Annotated in this window: 23 protein-coding genes and 1 pseudogene; 22 read left to right on the forward strand and 2 right to left on the reverse strand. The window is 71.0% G+C overall.

All coding sequences use genetic code 11. The annotated features are described in order from the left end of the window. Positions 1–18 precede the first annotated feature (18 nt). Positions 19–1,263, forward strand: coding sequence for a phage major capsid protein (locus tag BSY19_RS12700; protein WP_069054488.1), 1,245 nt, complete (start codon positions 19–21; stop codon positions 1,261–1,263). A gap of 34 nt (positions 1,264–1,297) precedes the next feature. On the opposite strand, the pseudogene BSY19_RS28645 reads toward BSY19_RS12700, so the two are convergent. Next, positions 1,298–2,139, reverse strand: a pseudogene (locus BSY19_RS28645) (S1 family peptidase). Between the two features lie 66 nt (positions 2,140–2,205). Then, positions 2,206–2,985, reverse strand: coding sequence for a S1 family peptidase (locus BSY19_RS12715; RefSeq protein ID WP_069054491.1), 780 nt, complete (start codon positions 2,983–2,985; stop codon positions 2,206–2,208). 73 nt (positions 2,986–3,058) lie between these two features. On the opposite strand from BSY19_RS12715, the gene BSY19_RS12720 reads away from it, so the two are divergent. The 21 genes from BSY19_RS12720 to BSY19_RS12820 all read left to right on the forward strand — a co-directional run bounded on the left by BSY19_RS12720 (position 3,059) and on the right by BSY19_RS12820 (position 22,324). Next, entirely contained in the window at positions 3,059–3,628 is a 570-nt protein-coding gene (locus BSY19_RS12720) for a head-tail connector protein (RefSeq protein ID WP_069054492.1), read from the forward strand. Between the two features lie 3 nt (positions 3,629–3,631). Next, entirely contained in the window at positions 3,632–3,976 is a 345-nt protein-coding gene (locus BSY19_RS12725; protein WP_069054493.1) for a phage head closure protein, read from the forward strand. Then, complete coding sequence (locus BSY19_RS12730) at positions 3,973–4,383, forward strand: DUF3168 domain-containing protein (RefSeq protein WP_171905137.1); 411 nt, start codon at positions 3,973–3,975, stop codon at positions 4,381–4,383. The genes BSY19_RS12725 and BSY19_RS12730 overlap by 4 nt, the downstream gene beginning before the upstream one ends. Before the next feature lie 32 nt (positions 4,384–4,415). Beyond that, positions 4,416–4,826 carry a phage major tail protein, TP901-1 family gene (locus BSY19_RS12735; RefSeq protein WP_069054494.1) on the forward strand — a complete coding sequence of 137 codons (411 nt, stop codon included), beginning with the start codon at positions 4,416–4,418 and terminating at the stop codon, positions 4,824–4,826. A gap of 10 nt (positions 4,827–4,836) precedes the next feature. Beyond that, entirely contained in the window at positions 4,837–5,202 is a 366-nt protein-coding gene (locus BSY19_RS12740) for a gene transfer agent family protein (protein ID WP_069054495.1), read from the forward strand. Next, the gene (locus BSY19_RS12745) at positions 5,199–5,408 is read left to right on the forward strand and encodes a phage tail assembly chaperone (protein ID WP_069054496.1); all 210 of its coding nucleotides are present in this window, start codon (positions 5,199–5,201) and stop codon (positions 5,406–5,408) included. Before BSY19_RS12740 ends, BSY19_RS12745 begins: the two co-directional genes overlap by 4 nt. Positions 5,409–5,445: 37 nt before the next feature. Then, positions 5,446–6,036, forward strand: coding sequence for a phage tail tape measure protein (locus BSY19_RS12750; protein ID WP_069054497.1), 591 nt, complete (start codon positions 5,446–5,448; stop codon positions 6,034–6,036). Positions 6,037–6,048: 12 nt separating this feature from the next. Continuing rightward, positions 6,049–6,687, forward strand: a complete 639-nt coding sequence (locus tag BSY19_RS12755; protein WP_069054498.1) for a DUF2460 domain-containing protein — start codon at positions 6,049–6,051, stop codon at positions 6,685–6,687. 20 nt (positions 6,688–6,707) lie between these two features. Next, positions 6,708–7,589, forward strand: a complete 882-nt coding sequence (locus tag BSY19_RS12760; RefSeq protein WP_069054499.1) for a DUF2163 domain-containing protein — start codon at positions 6,708–6,710, stop codon at positions 7,587–7,589. Continuing rightward, complete coding sequence (locus BSY19_RS12765) at positions 7,586–8,029, forward strand: NlpC/P60 family protein (RefSeq protein ID WP_069054500.1); 444 nt, start codon at positions 7,586–7,588, stop codon at positions 8,027–8,029. The genes BSY19_RS12760 and BSY19_RS12765 overlap by 4 nt, the downstream gene beginning before the upstream one ends. Beyond that, complete coding sequence (locus tag BSY19_RS12770) at positions 8,029–11,946, forward strand: baseplate multidomain protein megatron (RefSeq protein ID WP_069054501.1); 3,918 nt, start codon at positions 8,029–8,031, stop codon at positions 11,944–11,946. The genes BSY19_RS12765 and BSY19_RS12770 overlap by 1 nt, the downstream gene beginning before the upstream one ends. A 56-nt stretch (positions 11,947–12,002) precedes the next feature. Continuing rightward, positions 12,003–12,323, forward strand: a complete 321-nt coding sequence (locus BSY19_RS12775) for a PepSY domain-containing protein (protein WP_069054502.1) — start codon at positions 12,003–12,005, stop codon at positions 12,321–12,323. 40 nt (positions 12,324–12,363) lie between these two features. Further along, complete coding sequence (locus BSY19_RS12780) at positions 12,364–13,032, forward strand: response regulator transcription factor (protein ID WP_069054503.1); 669 nt, start codon at positions 12,364–12,366, stop codon at positions 13,030–13,032. 9 nt (positions 13,033–13,041) lie between these two features. Beyond that, positions 13,042–14,415 (forward strand): sensor histidine kinase, encoded by a 1,374-nt coding sequence (locus tag BSY19_RS12785; RefSeq protein WP_069054504.1) that lies wholly within the window; start codon positions 13,042–13,044, stop codon positions 14,413–14,415. 78 nt (positions 14,416–14,493) lie between these two features. Beyond that, positions 14,494–15,597 (forward strand): c-type cytochrome biogenesis protein CcmI, encoded by a 1,104-nt coding sequence (ccmI, locus tag BSY19_RS12790; protein ID WP_083247909.1) that lies wholly within the window; start codon positions 14,494–14,496, stop codon positions 15,595–15,597. Then, the gene (gene ccmE, locus BSY19_RS12795) at positions 15,594–16,124 is read left to right on the forward strand and encodes a cytochrome c maturation protein CcmE (protein WP_069054505.1); all 531 of its coding nucleotides are present in this window, start codon (positions 15,594–15,596) and stop codon (positions 16,122–16,124) included. The genes ccmI and ccmE overlap by 4 nt, the downstream gene beginning before the upstream one ends. A gap of 7 nt (positions 16,125–16,131) precedes the next feature. Continuing rightward, on the forward strand, positions 16,132–18,117 hold the full coding sequence (locus tag BSY19_RS12800; protein ID WP_069054506.1) for a heme lyase CcmF/NrfE family subunit: 1,986 nt from the start codon (positions 16,132–16,134) through the stop codon (positions 18,115–18,117). Positions 18,118–18,122: 5 nt separating this feature from the next. Then, the gene (locus BSY19_RS12805) at positions 18,123–18,602 is read left to right on the forward strand and encodes a cytochrome c-type biogenesis protein (protein WP_069054507.1); all 480 of its coding nucleotides are present in this window, start codon (positions 18,123–18,125) and stop codon (positions 18,600–18,602) included. Positions 18,603–18,739: 137 nt separating this feature from the next. Continuing rightward, the gene (locus BSY19_RS12810; protein ID WP_069057058.1) at positions 18,740–19,921 is read left to right on the forward strand and encodes a trypsin-like peptidase domain-containing protein; all 1,182 of its coding nucleotides are present in this window, start codon (positions 18,740–18,742) and stop codon (positions 19,919–19,921) included. Between the two features lie 170 nt (positions 19,922–20,091). Then, a complete protein-coding gene (locus BSY19_RS12815; protein ID WP_069054508.1) occupies positions 20,092–20,775 on the forward strand; it encodes a response regulator transcription factor in 684 nt (227 codons plus the stop codon). Between the two features lie 49 nt (positions 20,776–20,824). Then, complete coding sequence (locus BSY19_RS12820; protein WP_083247910.1) at positions 20,825–22,324, forward strand: HAMP domain-containing sensor histidine kinase; 1,500 nt, start codon at positions 20,825–20,827, stop codon at positions 22,322–22,324. Position 22,325 lies beyond the last annotated feature (1 nt).

Raw genomic sequence — 22,325 nt, forward strand, 5'->3', positions numbered from 1 at the left:
TTTCCCGAAGGAGAGACCATGACCACTGTCACCCACGGTCCCGAGAGCAAGGCCGCCGGCGCCGACTTGTCGCTGGCCTTCGATGACCTCCGCTACACGCTGGAGAGCTACCGCGTCAGCAATGACGAGCGCCTGGCCCAGATCGAGAGCCGCCACGGCGTCGACCCGCTGACCGAGGAGAAGATGGCGCGCATCGACGCCGCCCTCGACGACGCAACGCGCCGTCTCGACCGCCTGACGCTGGACCGCAGCCGCCCGGCGCTCGGCCGCGACGAGCCGCGCGATCCGCTGGTCGGCGAACACAAGGCCGCTTTCGCGGCCTATGTCCGCAGCGGCGAGGCCGGCGGCCTGAAGCGGCTCGAGGGCAAGGCGCTCTCGGCCGGCTCGGGTCCGGACGGCGGCTATCTCGCGCCCTCCAGCGTCGAGAGCGAGATCCTGCGGCGGCTCTCGACCGCCTCGCCCATCCGCGCGCTGGCGACGGTGCGGACGATTTCGTCGGGCACCTACAAGAAGGCCTTTTCGACCACGGGGCCGGCCTCGGGCTGGGTCGGCGAGACGGCGGCGCGCCCGCAGACCAGCTCGCCCACCCTGGCGGAGCTGAGCTTCCCGGCGATGGAACTCTACGCCATGCCGGCGGCGACGCAGACCCTGCTCGACGACGCCATCGTCAACATCGACCAGTGGATCGCCGAGGAGGTCGAGAGCGCCTTCGCCGAGCAGGAGGGCGCGGCCTTCGTCAGCGGCGACGGCATCGACAAGCCCAAGGGCTTCCTCGCCTATCCGATGGTCGCGGAGGCGAGCTGGAACTGGGGCAGCATCGGCGTGCTCAACACCGGCGTCGCCGGCGCGTTCGCCACGGCCAACCCCTCCGACATCCTGGTCGATCTCGTCTATGCGCTGAAGGCCGGCTACCGCCAGAACGCGTCCTTCGTGATGAACCGCAAGACGCAAGGCGCCGTGCGCAAGTTCAAGGACTCGACCGGCCAGTATCTCTGGCAGCCGCCGGCCTCGATCGGCGCGCCCGCGACGCTGATGGGCTTCCCGCTGGTCGAGGCGGAGACCATGCCCGACATGGCCAACAACGCGATCGCGCTTGCTTTCGGCGATTTCCGGCGCGGCTATCTCGTCGTCGACTGGGCCGGCGTGCGCATCCTGCGCGATCCCTACTCGGCCAAGCCCTATGTGCTGTTCTACACGACCAAGCGGGTCGGCGGCGGCGTGCAGGACTTCGCGGCGATCAAGGGGCTGAGGTTCGCCGTCTGACGCGGGTCTCTTCGCCCGCCGGGGACGACACGCCTCAGCGGGCGAACCACCAGCTGTAGCTCGCCGCGGGCGGGGCCCGTTCGCCCGCGCGCGGACTGGGGCCGAGCGCCAGCAGCCGCGCGGCCGAGTCGGTGATCCAGACCCGGTGCTCGCTGATCGGCGTGATCGCGGTGAAGCCGCCGCAGATGCGCCGCTCGCGCGTGTTGAGCGGGCCGCTCGACCAGCTCACGATCCCCACGAGATCGCGCGAGCGGATGTCACCACGCAGCACCGGCCCGCCGGAATCGCCGCGGCAGGCGCCGGCACCGGGCGTTTCGCCCTTGGCCTCGGCATCGACCGCCACCTTGACCGTGTTCTGCGTCGTGTAGTTGCCGGCATTGACCAGCCGGGTCTCGCGCAGGCGGCGCGCGGTGTTCTTGTTGGTCTCGATCGAGAGGCCGAAGCCGGCCATGGTCACCGTCTCGCCCTGCCAGAGACTGCCGCCCAGGGTGACGGGCTGGATGTCGGTAGGGAGGGGGCCGCCAGCCGGAGCATGGCGAGGTCGGCCCCGGGCTGGGTGCGCGGAGTCGTTCCCGGCACGAAACTGGGGTGCGGCAGGACGGCGACGACGGCATGCCGGCGGGCGCGGAACTTGGTGTCCAGGCTGACGACGCTGACCGATCCACCGCCCATCAGGCAATGGGCCGCGGTCAGCACCAGTTCCGGTGCGATCGCGGCTCCGGAGCAGAGCTCGCCGCGGCTGGTCTCGACCCGCAGCGTCGAGGCGCGGGCACCGCGGACATCCTGCGACGGCACGCCTCCCACCACCGCCAGCGCCGGCGTGGTGCCGACGAGAAGGGCGCAGGTCAGGACGAAGAGAAAGCGGCGCGGTGTCATGATGCGAACCGGTTGTGATATCGCCCTCAATCTAGGTGCTGCGGCGCTGCAGTCCAGCCTTTTGCCTCACGAACCCGGCGACCAGTTGGCACGCTCGCCCCAGCCGGCCAGCGTTCCATCGATCCAGCGGCGTTGCGGCGCGACGAGAACGCCCTGGCTGAGCAGGCCGCAGCTTTTCCCCGAAGGCCCGGTCGACCAGCTCGTCACCGCGATCACGCCGTCGCCGTCCCGTCCCATCATCGGACCGCCGGAATCGCCCTGGCAGGCGCCTGGGCCCGCCGTCTTGCCGGCTCCGACGGGGTCGGCCGCCCAGAGCAGCAGCTTGCCGGGCCCATAGGGCTCGACCACCGCAAGCGCCGCCGAGCGATAGACGCCGGTGCTGCGGGCCTCGCCCTCGCGCGAGACGCCGTAGCCGGCCAGCACGACCGGCGCCCCGCTGCGTGGCGGCGCGCCATCGCGCAGATCGGCGGGCCTGAACCGGCCGGGCAGGGGCTGGGACAGGCGCAGCAAGGCCAGATCGATGGAGCGCTGCCGCGTCGCGACGGCGTTGGCGCGGAAGTCCGGATGCATCGCGACGGCGGCAGGCGGCAGCAGAACAGGCTCGCCGCCGTCCTTCCAGTGGATGCGCAGTTCCGTGCCGCCCGCCGCGCAATGGGCGGCGGTGAGAACGGTTCGCGGCGACAGCACGATGCCGGTGCACACGCCGCCGCGTGCGTTCAGGACCATCAGCGTCGAGCCGCCGAGCGGCCCGCCCTCGCGGCCGGCGACCACGGCGCCGGCCTGGGGCACGGCCAGCGCCAGACCGCAGACGATGCTGCCCAGGCTGATCAGACGTCCGATGCGCATCGCGCTCCTCCGGTGACGGAAGACGCTCGATAGCGCGTCGCTCCCCGCAATTGAACCCTCGATCGGAGCGCCCATGACGCCGCTTGCCCTGACCCCGCCGGCCGAGGAGCCGGTCTCTCTGGCCGAGGCGCGCGCCTTCCTGCGCCTGGACGAGACGGCGGAGGAAGATCTGCTGGCCACGCTGATCACGGCCGCCCGGCTGATGGTGGAAGCCGCGTCGGGGCGCCTGCTCGTCGATCAGGCCTGGCGCATCGTGATCGATCGCTGGCCGCAGGGCGGCGCGCTGCGGCTGCCGCTCTCGCCCGTCGGAGCGATCACGGCCGCGCGGGTCTATGACGCGCTCGGCATTGCCCAGCCGGTCCAGCCATCGGCCCTGCGTCTCGACACCAGCGCCGATCCGCCGCTCCTGCAGGTGGTCGGGGAGGTGCCGGAAATCGGCCGGGCCCAGGGCGCGATCGAGATCGACGTCGTGGCCGGTTTCGGAGCGACCGCGGCCGCGGTTCCGGCCCTGCTGCGACAGGCGGTCCTGCGCCTGGCCGCGCGCTGGTTCGAGCACCGGGGCGATGTCGTCGGGCGCGATGCCGAGGCCCTGCCGCCCGAGATCCTGGCGCTGGTCGCGCCGTTCCGCCGCGCGAGGCTCTGAGCCATGGCGCCTTCGAACCCGGATCGGGCCCGCGTCGGGGCGCTGCGTCGGCGGCTCTTGCTCGAGGCCGCGGTGGCGACGCCCGATGGTCTCGGCGGGACAACGCAGGTCTACGAGACCGTGGCTGCCGTCTGGGCCCAGCTCGAATGGATCGCTGGCGGCGAGCGCTGGCGCCGGGGGCGGCCCGAGCAGGTCGCGACACACCGCGTCACCCTGCGCTGGCGCGCCGGTGTCGATGCCGGCCAGCGCCTGCGCGACGGCGACCGCCTCTTCGACATCCGCGCGGTGGCCGACCCCGATGGCGGCCGGCGCCGGCTGGTCTGTCTGGTGCAGGAGATCGGACCTTGAGTGACCCCATTCTGGCGCTTCGCGCCGCGATCCAGGCGCGGCTCGAGGCCGATCCAGGCCTCACGGCCCTGATCGGCCCCGCCCGCATCCATGACGAGGCGCCGCGGGGCGCTAGCGGCACCTACATCGTGCATGGCGAGGTCGAGGCGCGCGACTGGTCGACCGGCAGCGACAGCGGTTGCGAGCAGGAGTTCGGCCTCACCGTCTGGGCCGGCGAGAGCGGCTCGTCGCGGCTGGCGCTGGAAGCCGCCGCGCGCATCGTCGCTCTGCTCGACGGGGCCGGTCTCACGCTGTCGGGCCACCGGCTGGTCAATCTGCGCTGGCGCTCGCACCGCCTGGCCCGCGACGCCGCGACCGGGCTGGCATCCGTCGCGATCCGCTTCCGCGCGGTGACGGAAGCACCATGATTTCAAACACATCGTGATGAGGGAGAGGCCGGATGTCGGCACAGAAGGGCAAGGACCTGCTGCTCAAGGCGGCGGATGCGGGTGGGGTGTTCGTCACCGTTGCCGGGCTGAGGGCGCGCCAGATCGCGTTCAATGCGGAGGCGGTGGACGTGACGCACTCCGAATCCGCCGGTCGCTGGCGCGAATTGCTGGCGGGAGCCGGCATGCGCCGCGCCGCCATCAGCGGCGCCGGCATCTTCAAGGACGAGGCGTCGGACGCGCTGGTGCGCCAGATCTTCTTCGATGGGGTGATCCGCAATTGGCAGGTGATCGTGCCCGATTTCGGCACCGTGACCGGCCCCTTCCAGCTCTCGAGCCTGGAGTATCGCGGCGACCATGCCGGCGAGGTCACCTTCGACCTGTCGCTGGAGTCGGCCGGCCAGCTCGCCTTCACGGCCCTCTGAGGAGGCGGCGATGATCAACCGGCACCGGGGCGACACCGCCCTGATGGTCGAGGGCGAGGCGCTGCCGATGCGGCTGACGCTGGGCGCGCTCGCCGAACTCGAACACGCCTTCAGCGTCGACAGCCTGCCGGCGCTGGGCGAGCGCTTTGCCTCCGGCCGGCTCTCGGCCCGCGATCTTGCCCGCATTCTCGGTGCCGGGCTGCGCGGGGCCGGCGCCACAATCGACGATCGCCAGGTTGCCGAACTCGGCTTCGATGGCGGCCTCAACGGTGCAATCAAGGCCGCCATCGCCTTGCTCGACGCGACCTTCGGCGCTGACGACAGTGCTCCGGAGGCAGCGGACACGCCGCGCCCTCCGCTGCCGCCGGCGGCGTGAGCCCGTCGGCGGAGGCCGTTCCTTTTCCCTGGCGCGAGGTCATGGCGTTCGGGCTCGGCCGGCTTGGCTGGCCGCCGGCCGTGTTCTGGGCCGCGACACCACGCGAAATCGTCGCGGCCCTGCGGGTTCACCAACCGGCCGACACCGCGACCGCGCCCCGGCGCGTCGATCTGCAGGCGCTGATGGCGGCCCATCCCGACGCCTGACCAGGCGGCCACCCCCTGTTCGAAAGCGAGGCCCACCATGGCCGACGACGAGATCGACCTGTCCTCCCGCCTCTCCGATCTGCGCTCGCTCGGCTCGCTGACGCAGAGCCTCGACAAATCAGCCGCAAGCTTCGGCAAGTCGATCACCAACGCCTTCGCCAAGGGCATCATCGAGGGAAAGCGCTTCGAGGACGTGCTGCGCAGCGTCGGTCGCTCGATCACCGAAACGCTGCTGAAGTCGGCGCTGAAGCCTCTCCAGTCGAGCCTCTCCAGCCTGCTGGGGACGGGGATCAAGGGGCTGACGGGCCTGTTCGGCGGCGTCGGCCTGGGAGGCGGGGCCACCGCTCCGGTCGCCGCCTTCGCCGAAGGCGGGGTGATCGCCTCGCCCGCCTATTTCCCGCTCGGGCGGGGGCTCGGGCTGATGGGCGAGCGCGGGGCCGAAGCGATTCTGCCGCTGTCGCGCGGCGCCGACGGCAAGCTCGGCGTCCGCTCCTCGGCCGAGACGCGCCGCCCGCTCAACGTCGTCGTCCAGGTTTCGACGCCGGATGCCGACAGCTTCCGACGCTCGGAGGCGCAGGTGTCGGCCGCGATCGCACGGGCCGTCGCCCGCGGCGGCCGCGCGCTCTGAAACGGGGTGCTCATGAGCGATTTCCACGAGATCCGCTTTCCGACCGACATCGCCCGTGGGGCGCGTGGCGGGCCCGAGCGCCTGACGCAGATCGTCGCGCTCGCGTCGGGCCGCGAAGTGCGCAACAGCCGCTGGGCCCATTCCCGCCGGCGCTACGATGCCGGCCTCGGCATCCGCAGCCTCGATGCGCTGGCGGAGGTCGTCGCCTTTTTCGAGGAGCGCCGCGGCCGGCTCTACGGCTTCCGCTGGCGCGATGGCCTCGACTGGAAGAGCTGCCCGCCCTCGCAGGGCCCCACGGCGACCGACCTGGCGATCGGCACCGGCGATGGCCTTACGGCGAGTTTCCAGCTCTGCAAGCATTACGGCACGGGCCTGGCGACCTACCGCCGCCCGATCCGCAAACCGGTTCCCGGCGAGGTCATGGTCGCGGTCGATGGAACGGCCGTCGACCCCGCCCACGTCACCTGCGACGCAACGAACGGTCTGGTGACCTTCGCAGCCGGCCATGCGCCCGCGCCGGGCGCCGTCGTCACGGCGGGCTTCCTGTTCGACGTGCCGGTGCGCTTCGACATCGACGCGATCGAGATCGACCTCTCGGCCTTCGAGGCCGGCGAGATCCCGCGGATTCCGGTCGTCGAGATCCTGTCCTGAAGCCCTGCAGGAGCTGTCCCATGCGCGCGATCCCCGAGGCCCTGGCCGACCATCTGGCCCAGGGCGCGACCACGCTTTGCCGTTGCTGGAGCCTGACGCGGCGGGACGGTCTCGTCCTCGGCTTCACCGACCATGACGGCCCCCTCGTCTTCGACGGCGTCACCTTCGCGGCGACGACCGGGCTCGAGGCGGCGGAGACGAGCGCGGAGCTCGGCTTCGCGGTCGGAGGCGGCGACGTCGCGGGCGCGTTCGCGGCGAGCGGACTGAACGAGGCCGATCTCGCCCGCGGGCTCTATGACGATGCCAGGGTGACGCTCTGGCTGGTCAACTGGGCCGATCCCGCCCAGCGACTCCGTCTCGAAACCGGCTTCGTCGGCGAGGTTCGCCGCAGCGACGGCGCCTTCACGGCCGAGGTGCGGGGGCTGGCCAAGGCCTTCGACGAGGAGCGGGGGCGGCTCTACTTGCGCTCATGCTCGGCCGATCTCGGCGATTCCCGCTGCGGGGTCGCGCTGGCGGTCGCCGAAGCCGCCGTGACAACGACCGACGGCCGGTTGAGCCTGACGGCGGCGGCGCTGGCCGCCTTCGCGGACGGATACATGACCGGCGGGCGGCTGGTCTTCACCGGCGGGGACGCGATCGGTTTTGCGACCGAGGTGAAGCGCCACGCTGCGACCGGAATGGATGCCTCGCTGGAACTCTGGCAGGCGTCGCCGGCGGCGATCCGGCCGGGCGATCCCTTCACCGTCTCCCCCGGCTGCGACAAGAGCTTCGCCACCTGCCGGGCCAAGTTCGGCAACGGGGTCAATTTCCGCGGCTTCCCGCACATTCCCGGCAACGACTTCATCATCGGCGGCGTCCGGCCGGGTGATGGCGCCCTCGACGGTGGCAGCCTGTTCCGATGAAGGCGCCCCTGCTCCGTGACGACATCGTCGAGGCGACGAGGGGCTGGATCAGCACGCCCTATCACCACCAGGCCTCCCTGCGAGGCGTCGGCTGCGACTGCCTCGGGCTCGTGCGCGGGGTCTGGCGCGATCTCCATGGCAGCGAGCCCGAGCAGCCGCCCCCCTACACGCCGGGCTGGGCGGAAAGTCTCGGGACGGAAACGCTGGCCGCCGCAGCGCTGCGCCATCTCGTCCCCGTCGAACCGGGAGAGGCGCGAGCGGGCGACGTGCTGCTGTTTCGCTGGCGGGCGCATCTGCCTGCCAAGCACTGCGCCATCCTCAGCGCGCCCGACCGCATCATCCACGCCCATGACGGCGCAGCGGTCGCCGAGGTCGCCCTCACGCCGTGGTGGTGGCGGCATCTCAGCCACGCCTTCTCCTTTCCGGGAGTAATCGACTGATGGCGACTCTCCTTCTGCAGGTCGCGGGCAGTGCGCTCGGCAGCGCGGTCGGCGGCCCGATCGGTGCCGTGCTCGGCCAGGCGCTGGGCGGCATCGCCGGGGCGCGCATCGACCAGTCCCTGCTCGGCGGGTCCGCCTCGACGCGCCGCGTCGAGGGGCCGCGCCTCACCGAGGTCAGTGGCCTGGCCGCGACCGAGGGGGCCGCGATCCCGCGAATCTATGGCCGGGCCCGCCTCGGCGGGCAGCTGATCTGGGCGACCCGCTTCGAGGAGGAGATCAAGGTCACGGTGACCCGGACCAAGACCGGCGGAAAGGGCAGCCCGCGGGCGAAGACGATCGAGACGACCTATGCCTACCATGCCAATCTCGCGATCGGCCTGTGCGAGGGGCGGATCGCGTTCGTGCGTCGCATCTGGGCCGATGGGCGCGAACTCGACGTCACGACGGTCGCGATGCGCGTCCATCAGGGCGACGAGGCGCAGGAGCCCGACCCGCTGATCGCGGCGAAGGAGGCCGGCGAGACTCCGGCCTATCGCGGGCTCGCCTATGTCGTGTTCGAGCGTTTCCCTCTCGCCGACTACGGCAACCGTGTCCCGCAATTTTCCTTCGAGGTCGTGCGGCCCGTCGAAGGCCTCGCCCAGATGATCCGGGCCGTGACGCTGATCCCCGGCGCGGGCGAGTTCGTCTACGAAACGCGGGCCGTCAGCCACGAACCCGAGCCGGGCGTCACCGAAAGCCTGACCCGCCACCAGCTCTACGGGGGCGCCGACGTCGACACCGCGCTGGCCCAGCTCACCGCGCTCTGCCCCGCCCTCCGGCGGGTCGCGCTGGTCGTCACCTGGTTCGGCGACGATCTGCGGGCGGGCGCCTGCACGATCGCGCCGCGCGTCGAGATCGCTCACAAGCCGACGCTCGGTGCCGAATGGGCGGTGGCGGGCCTCGATCGTGCGACGGCCCGCGTGGTGAGCGAAGCCGAGGGGCGGCCGGCTTTCGGCGGGACGCCCTCGGACGAGAGCGTGATCCGCCTCATCCGTCGCCTGCGCGACGACTACGGCCTCGACGTGGTGCTCTACCCCTTCGTGATGATGGACATCCCAGCGGGCAATGCCCTGCCGGACCCGGTATCGGGCCTGCCCGGGCAGCCGCGCTATCCCTGGCGCGGCCGCATCACCTGCACGCCTGCGCCAGGGGCGCCCGGAAGCGCAGATGGCACCGCCGAGGCCGAGGTCCAGATGGCGGCGTTCCTGGGCAGCGTCGCCGCCTCGGATGTCGTCATCGAGGGGGAGCGGGTCGTCTGTGCGGCTCCGGACGAGTGGAGCTACCGCCGCTTCGTGCTGCACTACGCCAGGCTGGCGCAGATTGCCGGCGGCGTCTCAGGCTTCGTGGTCGGCTCGGAAATGCCGGGCCTGACTCATGTCCGGGGCACGGGTGGCTACCCGATGGTTGCGGGTCTCGTCGACCTCGCCGGACTGGTCGCGACGATTCTGCCGGCCGCCACGCTGACCTATGCGGCCGACTGGACCGAATACGGCGCCGATGTCCGCGATGGCGGCGACGACGTCGGCTTTCCGCTCGATCCGCTCTGGGCCTTGCCCGCCATCGGCGCGATCGGCATCGACTTCTACCCGCCGCTCTCGGACTGGCGCGACGGCGCAGGACATGCCGACAGCGCCGTCGCGACGGGACCGGCCGATCTCGGCTATCTGCGGGCCCGGCTGACCGGCGGCGAGGCCTATGACTGGTACTATGCCGATGCCGCCGGTCGCGCCGCACAGCTGCGCCTCCCGATCACGGACGGAACCCACGGCAAGCCCTGGGTCTTCCGTCCGAAGGATCTCGTCGGCTGGTGGAGCAACCCGCATGTCGAGCGGGTGGGCGGCGTCGAAACGTCCCCCACCGCCTTCGTGCCCGGTGCCAAGCCGATCTGGCTGACCGAGATCGGCATTCCCGCCGTCGACAAGGGCGCGAATGCGCCCAACGTCTTTCCGGACGCGAAATCCGCCGAGAGCGGCGCTCCCTACTTCTCCAGCGGCGCGCGCGACGACCTGGTCCAGGCGCGCGGGCTCGAGGCGGTCATCTCCGGCTTCGATCCGGCGCGCGCGGGTTTCGAGGCCGGGCGCAACCCGGTCCATCCGGAAACCGGCATCCGGATGATCGACCCGTCCAACATCTTTGTCTGGAGCTATGACGCGAGGCCGTTTCCCGCCTTTCCCGATCTCGGAGGGATCTGGGCCGATGGGACCGCCCACGACACGGGGCACTGGCTCAACGGCCGCATTGAAGGCACGCCCGTCGACCGGCTGCTGAGTCGCATCCTCGCCGATTTCGGACTGCCTGCCGCCGATGCGATCACCGTCGACGGCTTCCTCGACGGCTATGTGCTGGAGCGGCCGCTCTCGGCCCGCCAGGCGCTGGAGCCGCTCGGCCAGGCCTTCGGCTTCGACGTGACGATGAGCGCGGGCCGGCTCGTCTTCCGCGGCCGCTCCGGTCCCATCGCGCGCCGGATCGGGAGCGACGATCTCGTCCTCGATCGCGAAGGCCGGCCCTTCGCTCTGCGCCGGGCCGAGGAGAGCGAATTGCCGCTCGAACTGCGTCTCGGCTTCACCGACAGCGAGACCGAGTACCGCGGCACAGCGGCTCGCTCGCGCCGGCTGGCCGGTGCTGCGCGCCGCGAGATCGGCGTCGATACAGCGATCGTCACCCGCTCGGCCGAAGGCCAGCGTCTCGCCGATCAGCGCCTGCAGGAGATCTGGGCCGGCCGCGAGACGCTGGACCTCGACTTGTCGCCGCGCTGCCTCGATCTCGAGCCCGGCGACGTGGTGGCCCTGCCGGTGGCGGGCGATGACAGGCTGTTCCGGCTGACCCGGATCGAGGAGGGCGCGACCCGCCGAGCGAGCGCGCGTGTCGTCGAGCCGGCGATCTACCGCGACAACGGTGTCCCGAGCCTGCCGCGACCGCCGCGCGCGCCGCCGCCATTGCCCGGTCGGCCCCTCGCCATCCCGCTCTCCCTGCCGATCGTGCGCACACAGCCGCCGCCGCTGCTGTCGCTCGCCGCCTTCGCCCAGCCCTGGCCCGGTGCGCTCGCCGTCTGGCAGGCGGATGGCGCGGGGCAGTTCGCGCTGCTGCGCCTGGTCGAGGCGCCCTCGATCGTCGGTGAGACGCTGACGGCACTGCCGCCGGGTCCGCTCTGGCGCAGCGACCGCCGGGCTACTCTGGAGGTGCGGCTGCGGGGCGGCGTGCTGTCCTCGGTGACGCCGGAGGCGGCGCTGGGTGGGGCCAATGCGCTCGCGCTCATCGGCGCCGATGGCGTGATCGAGATCGTGACCGCATCGCAGGTCGAGCTGATCGGCCCGCAGCGCTTTCGCCTGTCTGGCCTGCTGCGCGGCCTCGGCGGCTCGGAGGCGGCGGCGGGCCGGACCCTGCCGCCGGGGGCGAGGCTCGTCGTGCTGGACGGTGCTGCCGTGACCCTGACCGACGACCTCGCCGACCTCGGGCGCGAGCAACGCTACCGGGTCGGTCCCGTCCAGCGCGACATGGGCGATCCATCGATGGCGGAGATCGTCGCGACGGCCGGAAGCGGCGCGCTGCTTCCGCTTTCGCCGGTGCATGCCAGGGCCCGGCGGGCTGCGGGCGGCATCACCATCGACTGGATCCGCCGCAGCCGCATCGACGCCGATTCCTGGGATCTGGCGGAGGTTCCGCTGGGCGAGGAGGCCGAGCGCTACGATATCGCGGTCCGACTGGGCGGGGTCGTCCTGCGTCGCCAGGCCACCGACCGCGCGACCTGGTTTTATTCGAACGCCGAGGAACTGGCCGATTTCGGCGCCGCTCAGGCCGAGATCGAAATCGTGATCGCCCAGATCAGCGCCGTCGCCGGGCGGGGGCAGGAATACCTTGGACGCCTGCCGATCCGCTGACATACTCAGGGCTGATCGCAACATTCATGGCGTGTTCACGCGTGCGGGATTAGCCGATGTCGATCATGCCCGTCGAAACCTTCCTTGCCCTGTCCCTGCTGGCGAATCCGTTGCCGATCCATCGGATCGACAATCCGGAGCCGATTTCCTGCCTGTCCGCGGACGAGACGCGCGATGCCGTGGCCGAAGGCCGCGTCATCCAGCCGGCGCAGGCGTCGCGCCATGCCCGACAGGCCGCCCCGGGCGAGGTCGTCCGCATCAGGCTCTGCCGCCAGGGCGACGAATACGTCTATGTGGTCACGACGCTGAAGCGCGACGGCCGTGTCGCCCGCGTGACGCTCGAGGGACAGTCGGGCAAGGTCGGCACGATTCGCTGAGCGCGCCGGGCGTTCCCAGCCCAACAGGAGTTGATCCGCCGTGAGACTGCTCGTCGTCGAGGACGACAAGGACCTGAACCGCCAGATCGTCACGGCCCTTGAGAATGCCGGCTATGCCGTCGACAAGGCTTTCGACGGGGAGGAGGGCCTCTATCTCGGGGAGACCGAGCCCTATGATGCGGTCATCCTCGATCTCGGCCTGCCCAAGGTCGATGGCGTCGCCGTGCTGCAGGGCTGGCGACGGGCCGGCAAGACGATGCCGGTGCTGATCCTGACCGCGCGCGACCGCTGGAGCGACAAGGTCGGCGGCTTCGATGCCGGCGCCGACGACTATGTCACCAAGCCCTTCCATGTCGAGGAACTGCTGGCGCGCGTGCGGGCGCTGCTGCGCCGCGCGGCCGGGCACGCCACGTCCGAACTCGTCTGCGGCCCGGTCAGGCTCGACACGCGCGCCAGCCGCGTCGTCGTCGACGGCAACCCGGTCAAGCTGACCTCGCACGAGTACCGGCTGCTGGCCTATCTGATGCACCATCAGGGTCGGGTCGTCTCCCGCACCGAACTGGTCGAGCATCTCTACGATCAGGATTTCGATCGTGATTCCAATACGATCGAGGTGTTCGTCGGGCGCCTGCGCAAGAAGCTCGGGGTCGAGGTCATCGAGACCGTGCGCGGCCTCGGCTACATCTGCGCCGCGCCCGCCAAGGTCTGATCGTCGGCGATGCCGTTCCGCCCGCATCGCTACTCTATCGGCGCACGGCTCTTCATCTCGGCGGCGGTCTGCTGCGCGCTGGTGCTGATGCTGGCCGGCGTCGGCCTGACGACGTTCTATCGCCGTTCGGCGGAACGGGGCTTCGACGAGCGCCTCAGCGTCTACATCAAGGAACTGATCGCCGATCTCGCCGCACCGCCCGAGACGGAACGCCAGGCGATCGGGGATCTCGGCGAACCGCGCTTCGATCTGCCGCTGTCGGGTTGGTACTGGCAGATCATCCGCCTCGACGGCGAGCGCCCGACGATCCGCGCCTCGCGCTCGCTCGTCGGCGGGCAGCTGCCCAAGCTGCTCGACCAGCCGATCGTCCCCAATGCGCGGGGCATCCGCGAAAGCTACATCTCCGGCCCCGACGATCGTTCGCTGCGCATCCTCGAGCGCGAGATCGACGTGGGCGAGGATGGCCGCTTCACCGTGGCGGTCGCCGCCCCCTCCGACGAACTCGACGCCGACATCCGCGACTTCCGCTTCGCGCTGACGATGACCTTCGTGCTGCTGGGGCTCGCGCTCGTCGCCTCGACGATCGTCCAGGTTCGCTTCGGCCTGCGCCCGCTCGCGAGGCTGCGAAGTGCCGTCGGCTTGGTGCGCACCGGCGAGACGCCGCGCATCGTCGGGCAGTACCCGCCTGATCTCGCGCCGCTTGCCGGCGAGCTCAACCTGCTGATCGACGCCAATCACGAGATCCTCGATCGCGCCCGCACCCAGGTCGGCAATCTCGCCCATGCCCTCAAGACGCCGCTGAGCGTGATGATCAATGAGGCCGAGGCCGGGGAAGGCCATCTGGCGGAGACGGTCAAGAGCCAGGCCGCCGTCATGCGCGATCAGGTTCAGTACTATCTCGACCGCGCCCGGGCGGCGGCGCTCTCCGGTGCGCTCGGCGGCGTCACCGAGGTGGTGCCGTCGCTCGATGCCCTGATCCGGACCTTCGCCAAGATCTCGCAGGGCCGTGGCATCGCCGGGAGCCACAGCGTATCAACCGGCGTGCGCTTCCGGGGCGACAGGCAGGATTTCGAGGAAATGCTGGGAAACCTGCTCGATAATGCCTTCAAATGGGCGGAGTCCTCGGTCGCCGTTTCGCTCGACCCGGCGCCCGCCGGCTCCGGCCGGATCGTCCTGCTGATCGATGACGACGGCCCGGGTCTGCCCGACGATGCCCGTGCCGACATGCTCAAGCGCGGGCGGCGCCTCGACGAGGGCACGCCCGGCTCGGGCCTCGGCCTGTCGATCGTCGTCGATCTGGCCAAGCTCCATGGCGGCGAGCTCTCCCTGGAGCGGTCGCCGCTCGGTGGCCTTCGGGCGCGCCTGACACTGCCTTCGGTCTGACGAGATGACGCACCGCGTGACCCTATGTCGCCATATTCGGGGCATGAAGCGGCGGCCGCTTTTGGCTATGAGCGTATCATGCTGATCTGGATCATCTTCGCGGTCATGACCGGGGCCTCCGTGTTTGCGCTGCTCTGGCCGCTCGGCCGGGGCCGGTCGCTTGCGTTCGCCGATGTCGGGGACGCCACGAGCCTCTATCGCGCGCAACTCGGCGAGATCGACCGCGACCTCGCCCGCCGCCTGATCGGGCCGGTCGAGGCCGAGGCCGCACGCGCCGAGGCCGCGCGTCGCCTGCTGCGCGCCTCGGGCGATGATGCGGCGCCCGCCGGCGAGACCGAATCCTCGCTGCGCCGCCGCCGCGCCAGTTCGGCGCTCGCTCTGTCCTGCGTGCCGCTCCTCGCCTTGCTGGTCTACGGCGCCTATGGCTCGCCCGCAAAGCCGGACCAGCCGCTCGCGGCGCGTCTCCAGGCCGATCCGTCACGACAGGATTTCGCGCTCGCGCTCGCCCGGATCGAGACCCATCTCGCCGCCAACCCCTCCGACGGCAAGGGCTGGTCGGTGATCGCGCCGGTCTACATGCGCCTGAACCGCTATGACGACGCAGCCACCGCCTTCGCGGCGGCCATCCGCCATGGCGAGGCGAGCGCGGAAGCCTATGCCGGGCTGGGGGAGGCGCGGGCTCTGGCGGCCGGCGGCGTCGTCACCGCCGCTGCGCGCGAGAGTTTCGCCGGCGCGCTGCGCGTCGATCCGAAGAATGCCCGGGCCCGGTTCTTCCTCGCCATTGGGCAGGAGCAGGATGGGGACGCGCCCGGCGCCATAGCCAGCCTGCGCGCCCTGCTCGACGAGGCCGCCGCAGACGCGCCCTGGACCCAGACCGTCCGCCAGCGCCTGGCGCGGCTCGAAGCCGAGACGGGTGCCGGGGGCATCGCGGCGTTGCCGCCGGCCGAGCAGCAGGCGGCGATCCGCGGCATGGTCGAGGGCCTCTCGGCGCGCCTGAAGGCGGGCGGCGGCACGCTGCCGGAATGGACGCGCCTGATCCGGTCGCAGGTGGTTCTCGGCGACAAGGTGGCGGCGCGCGAATCGCTCGCCATGGCGCGCGAGCGGCTGGCGCAGGAGGCCTCGGCCGCTGCGGCGCTGGACGCGCTGGCCGGGGAACTCGCCCTCAAGGAGACAGCGCCATGACCGCCGTCGAGCCCCTGCGCCCGCTCGCCGGGAAGCGCCGCTACACGCGAAAGCAGCGCCGGCTCATGCTGATCGGCGCCGCCGGACTCGTGCTCGCCCTGTCGGCCGGGCTCGTGCTGTTTGCGCTGCGCGACACGATCGTCTTCTTCTACGGGCCGACGGAGATCTCGGAGAAGGGCGTGACGCCCGGCACGCGCATGCGCCTGGGCGGTCTGGTGGAGCAGGGCTCCGTCGTTCGCGGGCCCGGCCAGCGCGTCGTCTTCTCGATCACCGACAGCCGCACCGTCATCAAGGTCACCTATGAGGGGCTGCTGCCTGACCTGTTCCGCGAGGGGCAGGGCGTCGTGACCGAGGGCGTTTTCCAGGGCGGCGATCAGTTCCGCGCCGACTCGGTGCTCGCCAAGCACGACGAAACCTATATGCCGCGTGAGGTGGCAGACACGTTGAAGAAGCAGGGCCATTGGCAGCCGGGCGGGGCGGGGGGATCGGCTCCCCCGTCGAAGCCGGCCCCACAGGCGTCCCCATGAGGCAATCATGATCGTCGAGATCGGCCATTTCGCGCTGGCGCTGGCGCTCGGCGTCGCCGTGGTGCAGTCGCTGGTGCCGCTCTGGGGCGTCGCGCGGCATGACCGGGCGCTCGCCAGCGTCGGCTCGGCGGCCGCCGTCACCTGTTTCCTGCTGGTCGCATTGGCCTTCGCCGCGCTGGTCACGTCCTATGTGCGCTCGGACTTCTCAGTCGAGAACGTCGTCGCCAACTCGCACTCGACGCAGCCGCTGATCTACAAGCTGACCTCCGTCTGGGGGAACCACGAGGGCTCGATGCTCCTCTGGGTGCTGATCCTGACGCTGTTCGGCGCGCTCGTCGCGCTGTCGCGCCGCTCGCTGCCGGTGCGTCTGCGGGCCGGGACGCTCGCCGCCCAGGGCATGGTCACGGTCGCCTTCCTTGCCTTCACCCTGCTGACCTCGAATCCGTTCCGCCGGATGATTCCGGCCCCGCCCGAGGGGCAGGATCTCAACCCGATCCTGCAGGACCTCGGCCTCGCGATCCACCCGCCGCTGCTCTATGTCGGCTATGTCGGCTTCTCGATCACCTACGCTTTCGCCGTCGCGGCCCTCATCGACGGGCGGATCGACGCCGTCTGGGCCCGCGCCGTCAGGCCCTGGACGCTGCTCGCCTGGGTCTTCCTGACGCTGGGCATCGCGATGGGCTCCTACTGGGCCTATTACGAGCTGGGCTGGGGCGGCTGGTGGTTCTGGGACCCGGTCGAGAACGCCTCGCTGATGCCCTGGCTGGCCGGCACCGCGCTGATCCATTCCACGGTGGTGATGGAGAAGCGCGACGCGCTCAAGGTCTGGACGATCCTGCTCGCGATCCTGACCTTCTCGCTCTCGCTGCTGGGGACCTTCATCGTCCGCTCCGGCGTGCTGACCTCGGTGCACTCCTTCGCCACCGACCCGGCCCGCGGCCTCTTCATCCTGATGATCCTGGTCTTCTTCGTCGGCGGCTCGCTGGCGTTGTTCGCCTGGCGCGCGCCGCTCTTGCGGCAGGGCGGCCTGTTCGCGCCGGTCTCCCGCGAGGGCGCGCTCGTCGTCAACAACGTCTTCATCGCGACAGCCTGCGCCACCGTCTTCATCGGCACGCTCTATCCGCTCGTGCTGGAGATGGTGACGGGCGACAAGATCTCGGTCGGCCCGCCCTTCTTCAACGCCACCTTCGTGCCCGTTCTGGTCCCGCTGCTGCTGCTCCTGCCGCTCGGCCAGTCGCTCGCCTGGAAGCGCGGCGACCTGCTCGGCGCCGCGCAGCGCAACCTCGCCGCCTTCGGCCTGGCGATCCTCGCCGCGCTCGCCCTCGTCGCCTTCACCTGGGGCGGCCCGGTGCTGGCCCCGCTGGGCATCGGCCTCGGCGTCTTCCTCGTCGCCGGCGCCGCCTTCGATCTCGGCGAGCGGATCATCAGCCGCGCCAGCGGGTGGCCGGCCATCTGGTCGCGGGCCAAGGGGCTGCCGCGTTCGGCCTGGGGCACCGCGCTCGCCCATGCCGGCGTCGGCCTGAGCGTCATCGGCATCGCCGCCGTGGCCTGGAGCACCGAGGCGATCGGCGTGCTGAAGCCGGGCGAGCGCCTCACCAGCGGCCGCTACACGGTCGTGCTGGAATCGATCATGCCGCGTACCGGCCCCAATTTCCGGGCGGAGGTGGCGCGTTTCCAGGTCTTCTCCGGCAATCGCGAACTCAAGCCCGTCGAGGCCGCCAAGCGAGTCTACCTCGCCCGCAACATGCCGACCACGGAAGCCGGCATCCGGACCGATGGCCTGAGCCAGGCCTATGTCGCGCTCGGCGAGCCGCAGGAGGACGGCGGCATCGCGGTGCGGCTCTACGACAAGCCGCTGATCCTGCTGATCTGGATCGGTGCGATCGTGATGTCGCTCGGCGGTGCGCTGTCGCTGACCGACCGGCGCTTCCGGCTGGCGGCGCCGCGGCGCGCCAAGGCCCAGCCGGTTGCCGCGCCCCAGCCGGCGGAGTGAGCGCCATGCGCCGAGTCCTCTGGCCGCGTCTCGCCCTCGCCATCCTGCTGGCGATCGCCCCCGGCCTTCCCGCCCGGGCGGTCCAGCCGGGCGAGGTGCTGCCCGACCCGGCCATGGAGCGCCGCGCCCGCGCGATTTCCGGCGAGCTGCGCTGCCTCGTCTGCCAGAACCAGTCGATCGACGATTCGGACGCGCCGCTCGCCAAGGATCTGCGCGTGCTGGTGCGCGAGCGGCTCGTCGCCGGCGACAGCGACACGGCGGTGCGCGATTTCGTCGTCGCCCGCTACGGCGATTTCGTCCTGCTGCGGCCGCCCTTCGACCTCCGCACGGCCCTGCTCTGGGCCGCGCCTCTCATGATCCTGCTGGCGGCCCTGGTCTTCACCTGGCGGCGCGGCCGCGCCATGCCCGCCCCGGCCAGCGCGGCGCCGCTGTCCGATGAGGAACGCCGCCGCCTGCAGCGCCTGCTGGATTCCGAGACGCCCTGAAGCGGCGCAACCGCTGCAGAAACATTTCGCAACCTTACGAAACAGTCATCTTCGGGCGAAATCGGCGTAAGGCGCCGCCCGTCATGGTCCTCGTCACGAGCAGGGAAGGCCCTGCCGCTGATTTCGAGGTTCTCGCCATGACGACCCAGACGACCCCCTCCCGTTCCATCCTGAAGCGCGGCGCGCTGCTCGCCGGCGCGGCCACCCTCGGCATCGGCCTCGCGGCCGGCCTCGCCGACGGCGCGCTCAGGTTCGACCACCCCGCCTTCGCCCAGCCGATCCAGCTCTCGGGCGTCCAGACCCAGCTTCCCTCCTTCGCCGACATGGTCGAGAAGGTGAAGCCGGCCGTCGTCTCCGTCCGCGTCAAGCAGACGATCGACGCCGCCGATGACGGCCAGGGCAGCCTGGACGATCTCCCGCCCGGCCTACGCCGCTTCTTCGAGCAGCAGCAGCCTCCGCGCGCGCAGCGTCCGAGCCGGCCCGAGCCGCGCCAGGGCATGTCCCAGGGTTCGGGCTTCTTCATCAGCCAGGACGGCTATGTGGTGACCAACAACCACGTCGTCGACAAGGCCTCCGAGGTCCAGCTCGTCACCGACGACGGCAAGACCCTGAACGCCAAGGTCATCGGCACCGATCCGCGCACCGACCTCGCCCTGCTCAAGGTCACCGAAGGCGGCAGCTTCCCCTTCGTCCAGCTCGCCCCGGCCAAGCCGCGCATCGGCGACTGGGTGCTGGCGGTCGGCAACCCCTTCGGTCTGGGCGGCACGGTCACGGCCGGCATCGTCTCGGCGCAGGGCCGCGACATCGGCTCGGGCCCCTATGACGACTTCCTGCAGATCGACGCGGCGGTGAACCGCGGCAACTCGGGCGGGCCGACCTTCAACCAGAAGGGCGAGGTCGTGGGCGTCAACACCGCGATCTTCTCGCCCTCGGGCGGCAATGTCGGCATCGCCTTCGCGGTTCCGGCCTCGACCGTCGAGCAGGTGGTCTCCGCGCTGAAGAAGGACGGCACCGTGTCGCGTGGCTTCATCGGCGTCCAGATCCAGCCGGTCACGCCCGAGATCGCCGAAGCGGCCGGCCTGAAGCAGCCGCATGGCGCCCTCGTCGCCGCCGCCGAGCGCAACGGGCCTGCCGCCAAGGCCGGCATCAAGCGGGGCGACACGATCCTCTCGGTCGATGGCGTGTCGATCAAGGACGCCCGCGAGCTCTCGCGCAAGATCGCGACCTATGCCCCGGGCTCGAAGGTGAAGATCACCGTCTGGCGTGACGGCAAGGAGCGCGAGATCGGCTTCGAGGTCGGCCGCCAGCCGGCCGCCTGATCGGTCCCATCTCCCGCGCCGGCCGCGACGGCCGGCGCGGGACAAAGGCAAGGCTCGCGTTCTTTCGGCAGTCAGTCGCCCCCGCGCCGGGAGACCAGCCTTCACCGCGGCAGGCCGGATGCGTATCCTCCGGCCTGCCGTTTTTCTTCGTTCTGGGATAGGCTTGGCCGATGCGACTGCTGATCGTCGAAGATGATGCCGAGGCCGCGGCCTACCTGACCAAGGCCTTCCGCGAGGCCGGCCATGTCGCCGACCATGCGGGCGACGGGCTGGAAGGCTACGCCATGGCCGAGGGCGGCGGCTACGATGTCCTCGTCGTCGACCGCATGCTGCCGCGCCTGGACGGGCTCTCGCTGATCCGCTCGCTGCGCGAGCAGAAGGACGCGACCCCGGCCCTGATTCTCTCCGCCCTGGCGCAGGTCGACGACCGCGTGAAGGGGCTGCGCGCCGGCGGCGACGACTATCTGCCCAAGCCTTATGCCTTCTCGGAGCTTCTGGCGCGGGTCGAGGTGCTGGCGCGTCGCCGCGGCGCGCCGGCCTCCGAGCCGACGAGCTACCGGGTCGGCGATCTCGATCTCGACCGGCTCGCCCACCGCGTCACGCGCGGTGGCACGGAGATCCTGCTGCAGCCGCGCGAATTCCGGCTGCTCGAATATCTGATGAAACATGCGGGCCAGGTGGTGACGCGCACCATGCTGCTGGAGAATGTCTGGGACTATCACTTCGATCCCCAGACCAACGTCATCGACGTGCATGTCAGCCGCCTGCGCGCCAAGGTCGACAAGGGCTTCGAGCACCCGATGATCCACACCATCCGCGGCGCGGGATACATGGTCCGTGACACACAACGCTGACCGCTCCGCGGGCGAGGCGAGGGGATCGCCGCGGCCGGCGCAGCGCTTCCTGCCCAACCTGTTCCGGACGACCGCCTTCAAGCTGACGGCGGTCTACCTCGTCGTCTTCGCGCTCTTCGCCGGGCTTCTGCTCGGCTATGTCGCCTGGAACGCCAAGCGCCTGCTCGACGATCAGATCCGCTCCACCATCGACGCCGAGATCCAGGGCCTGGCCGAGCAGCAGCGCCAGGGTGGGATCCGGCGGCTGGTCAACGTCATCGAGCGCCGCTCGCGTGCGCCGGGCGCCTCGCTCTACCTCGTCACCACCCCGGTCGGAGAGCGCATTGCCGGCAATGTCGAGGCGCTGCCGCCGGGCACGCTCGACCGTCCGGGCGAGGCCGAGATCGAATATGCCCGCACCAGCGAGGCGGTGGACAGGCCGAGCCGGGCCATCGTGCGCGTCTTCGTGCTGCCGGCCGGCTTTCGGCTGCTGGTCGGCCGCGACGTCGAGGAGCGCGAGCGCCTCGGCATCGTCATCCGTCGGGCTGCGGGCTGGTCGCTCCTGCTGGTCTTCGTCCTCGGCTGCTTCGCGAGCTGGTTCGTGGCGCGGCGCGTGCTCAAGCGCATCGACGACATGACGGGGACCGCCCAGTCGATCATGGCCGGCGACCTCAAGGGCCGTCTTGCGATCTCGGGCACGGGCGACGAGCTCGACCGGCTGGCGCTCAACCTCAACGCCATGCTGGAGCGCATCGGCGAGCTGATGGCCGGCATGCAGCAGGTCTCGGACAACATCGCCCATGACCTCAAGACGCCGCTGACGCGGCTGCGCAACCGGGCCGAGGAGGCCTTGCGCACCGCAAGCTCGCCTGACGAGCTGCGCACCGCGCTCGACGGCTCGATCGACGAGGCCGACAACCTGATTCGCGTCTTCAACGCCCTGCTCATGATCGCACGGCTCGAGACCGGCCGGATCCAGGACAGCATGGACACGCTCGACCTCTCCGAGATCGTGTCCGGCCTGGCCGAACTCTACGAGCCCCTGGCCGAGGAGGCGGGGCTTTCGCTCGTCACCGAGGTGTCGCCGGGCCTGCGGGTTTCCGGCAACCGGGAGCTGATCGGCCAGGCTCTGGCGAACCTGATCGACAATGCGCTGAAATATGCCGCGCCCGCCGCGAGCGACCGGGCGCAGGTGACGGTGTCGGCCCGGCAGGAGGGGGGCGAGATCCTGCTCTCCGTCGCCGATCAGGGGCCGGGCATCCCGGCGGAGGACCGTGCCCGCGTGCTCGAACGCTTCGTGCGTCTCGATGTCAGCCGCAGCAAGCCGGGCTTCGGGCTGGGGCTCGCCCTCGCGGCCGGCGTGGTGCGCCTGCATGGCGGCCAGCTGCGGCTCGAGGACAATGCGCCGGGCCTTCGCGTCGTCATCGCCCTGCCGGCACATGTCATGGCAGCCGCCGGGCGGGACGCGATCGAACCCGCTGGCGCGACCAAGCCTGTGGACATGCCGCCCGCGCGCGAGCGTCCCGGCTCGACAGGCGCGCCAAACCCTGTTGGCGTCCCCTCGCTCTGAG

Origin of the sequence: Bosea sp. RAC05, assembly GCF_001713455.1 — a bacterium.
Taxonomy (GTDB): Bacteria; Pseudomonadota; Alphaproteobacteria; order Rhizobiales; family Beijerinckiaceae; genus Allobosea.